The 3,170-nt window shown below is 75.7% G+C and carries 3 protein-coding genes; all 3 read left to right on the top strand.

Translation table 11 applies throughout. The annotated features are described in order from the left end of the window. The coding region (locus Q0L15_RS16775) for a PIG-L family deacetylase (protein ID WP_296605594.1) at window positions 1-801 on the top strand (801 nt) is incomplete at its 5' end. Then, on the top strand, window positions 798-2,387 hold the full coding sequence (locus Q0L15_RS16770) for a GtrA family protein (RefSeq protein WP_296605593.1): 1,590 nt from the start codon (window positions 798-800) through the stop codon (window positions 2,385-2,387). The genes Q0L15_RS16775 and Q0L15_RS16770, both read left to right, overlap by 4 nt. Next, on the top strand, window positions 2,384-3,091 hold the full coding sequence (locus tag Q0L15_RS16765; RefSeq protein WP_296605592.1) for a polysaccharide deacetylase family protein: 708 nt from the start codon (window positions 2,384-2,386) through the stop codon (window positions 3,089-3,091). The genes Q0L15_RS16770 and Q0L15_RS16765 overlap by 4 nt, the downstream gene beginning before the upstream one ends. Window positions 3,092-3,170 lie beyond the last annotated feature (79 nt).

Below are 3,170 nucleotides of genomic sequence, written 5' to 3'. Positions count from 1 at the left end.
CTGGCCCGGGCCGCCGCGGCCGGGCACCGAGTGGTGCTCGTGGTGGCGACCGCCGGCGAGGCCGGACTGGCCGCAGCCGGACCGGGCACCGAGCTCGGGGAGCGGAGGACGCGGGAGCTCGCGGCGTCCGCGCAGGCCATCGGCGCCACCCGCGTCGAGGTCCTCGGCTACGGCGACTCCGGCTGGGACCACGAGCCCACGGGAGCCGTGGTGCCGTTCCGCACTGCCGATCCCGAGCAGGCCGCCGTCCGACTCGCCGCCATCCTCCGCGAGGAGCACGCCGACGTGCTCACGAGCTATGACGCCGCCGGGGGCTACGGCCACCCCGACCACGTGCAGGTGCACCACGTCGGGCGCCGCGCCGCCGAGCTGGCCGGCACACCGGTACTGCTGGAGGCGACGCTCGACCGCGCCCGGGTGGACCGGCTGTTCGGCGTGCTGCGGTGCGTGGCCCGGGTGGTCCCGCTGCCGCCGCTGCCCGACACCCACCGGGCCTTCACCGCCCGCATCGACCTCACCCACGAGGTGGACATCCGCTCCCACCTGGACGCCAAGCTGGCCTCGTTGCGCGCCCACGCGTCGCAGGCGAGCGGCGGCGATCGGCCCCGCACCCTGGCGGTCCTGCTCCGGCTGCCCCGACCGCTGGCGCGCAGGGTGCTGGGCCGCGAGTGGTTCCGGGAGGTGGGCCGGCCCCCGGGCCGGCGCCTGGAGGACGACATCTTTGCCACGCTGCGGGCCCGGCCGGTGCCGTCCGGACGGTCAGGTTCTCGGCAGGTCCCGGGCGCGAGTGTCGCACCATGACCACCGCTGGCGTCCGTCTCGCGAGCGTGGCTCGTCTGATCCCCGGCCGCGAGGTGACGACCTTCCTCGCCGTCGGCGGCGCCGGCTACGTCGTCGACATCCTCGCGTTCAACTGGCTGCGCGGGCACACGGGCCTCGCCGGCGCCGACCCGACGGCCGCGAAAGTCATCGCGGTGGCCGCGGCGATGGTCGTCACCTACCTCGGCAACCGGCTGCTGACCTGGCGCGACCGCGCGAGCGACGGCGGGCGCGAGGTGGCGCTCTTCATCGTGTTCAACCTCGTCGGGCTGGCGATCTCGGTCGCCGCGCTCATCGTCAGCCACGACCTGCTGGGACTCACCAGCCGCCTCGCCGACAACATCTCGGCGAACGTCGTCGGCCTCGCCCTCGGCACGGCGTTCCGCTTCGGGACCTACCGACGCTTCGTCTTCACCGAGGAGTCCGTCGGGGGCCTCTCGGGCGGGCTCGACGCACCCCCGCGCTCGCTGCTCACCGCCGGGGAGAGCCTCACCGTCGACATCATCTCGGGGAGCTACGGCGCCGGCCACGACGCGGCTGCCCACGAGATCGCCACCCGTCTGGCCGCGAGCGGCCACGTCGTACGCCGCTGGGACGTCGTCGACCTCTTCCCCCTCGGCCTGGGTCGACTGCTGCGCCGCGCGTACTTCGCGCAGCTGCGGACCGTCCCGGGGTCGTGGGGCCTGCTCCTGCGACGCCTGGAGCCGGGCAGCCTCGCCCACCGGATCGCGACCGGCATCGTCTCGCTGCCCGCGCACCGCGTTCGGACGTGCGTGTCCGGCAGCGACCTGGTGATCTCCACCCACCCGTTCGCGAGCCAGGCGCTCGGCAGGCTCCGCGCCGCCGGCCGTCTCGACACCCCGGCCGTCACCTACCTGACCGACGCCTCCGTGCACGCCCTGTGGGTGCACCCCGGCGTCGACCTCCACCTGGCGCTGCACGAGGTCACCGCCGCCCAGGCGAGGGTCCTCGGCGGCACGACGACGCTCGTCGAGCCGCTGCTCCCGGAGGCCTGCACCCGCCCGGCGACGGAGTCCACCGCGCAGCTGCGGCGCCGGCTCGGTCTGCCCGGCGACACCGACCTGGCCCTCGTCGTCGGTGGCTCCCTCGGCGTCGGCGAGCTCGAGCAGACCGCACTGGACATCGCGGCCACCGGCCTGGCCCGACCGGTCGTCGCCTGCGGCACCAACGAGGTGCTGCGCCGCCGGCTGGACACCCAGCCCGGCGTGGTCGCGCTCGGGTGGCGCACCGACATGCCCGACCTGATCCGTGCCAGCGACTGCGTCGTGCAGAACGCGGGCGGGTTCACCAGCCTGGAGGCACTGGCGGCCGGCGTCCCCCTGCTGAGCTACCGGTGCCTCCCGGGTCACGGCGAGACGAACGCCGCCGCACTCGAGGCCGCCGGGCTCGTCCCCTGGGCGCGCGAGCAGGCGGACCTGCCCGGGCTGCTCGCGCGAGCGGTGCTGGGCACCGACCGTCACCCGCTGGGGCCGAGCTCCGCACCCGACCTGATCACGGCGCTGTCCCACGTGTGCGCCCCGGCCACGGTCCTCGGGGCCGGCCGATGACCGGCGCCGCGACCGGCCGGGGCGCCGACCTGCGCGACGTGCTGGTCTCCGGTCTCGGACCGCTCCGCCGCCGGCTCAGCCCGGAGCTGGCGGGCATCGGGCCCACCCGCCACCTGGCGCTCACCTACGACGACGGCCCCGACCCGGTCTCGACGCCCCACTTCCTGCGGCTCCTCGAGCGGACCGGTCTGCGCGCGACGTTCTTCGTGCTGGGCGAGCACGCCGCGCCGCAGCGCCGGCTCCTGCGGGAGATGGTCGCCGCCGGGCACGAGCTCGGCGTCCACGGCTGGGACCACCGCTGCGTGCTTCGGACCCGTCGCGACCGGCTCGTCGACGAGGTCCGCCGTACTGCGGTCGTCGTCGAGGACCTCACCGGCGCACCCGTGCGGTGGTACCGGCCGCCGTACGGCGTGCTCAGCCCCGCCGCGCTCGTGGCCGCCCGGGCGGCCGGCCTCCGGCCGGTGCTCTGGTCGGCCTGGGGGCGTGACTGGGAGCGGCACGCCACGCCGAGCAGGATCGTGAGCTCCCTGAGCGCACGCTCCGGCCGGGCGGCACGGTGCTGCTGCACGACACCGACCGCACCTCGGCTCCGGGTTCGTGGCGACGCACCCTGGCGGCGAGCGAGCTCCTGCTCACCCGGTGGGCCGCGGCCGGGACCGACGTGGGACCTCTGGCCGACCACGGGCTCGACCGGCGAGCGATAGCCAGCTCGAACCAGTGACCTCTTCGGTGCGAACAGCAGAGCCGCGCTACCCAGGTAGCGCGGCTCGTGTCTCGCAAGGT

The sequence above is a fragment of the Nocardioides sp. genome (assembly GCF_024509035.1).
Taxonomy (GTDB): Bacteria; Actinomycetota; Actinomycetes; order Propionibacteriales; family Nocardioidaceae; genus Nocardioides.
Note: the sequence above shows the minus strand (reverse complement) of the source record. Positions and strands in the feature narration are given on the sequence as shown.

Coding starts and splice junctions, on each gene's coding strand:
- Q0L15_RS16770 (WP_296605593.1), top strand. CDS start 798: ATGACCACCGCTGGCGTCCGTCTCGCGAGCGTGGCTCGTCTGATCCCC.
- Q0L15_RS16765 (WP_296605592.1), top strand. CDS start 2,384: ATGACCGGCGCCGCGACCGGCCGGGGCGCCGACCTGCGCGACGTGCTG.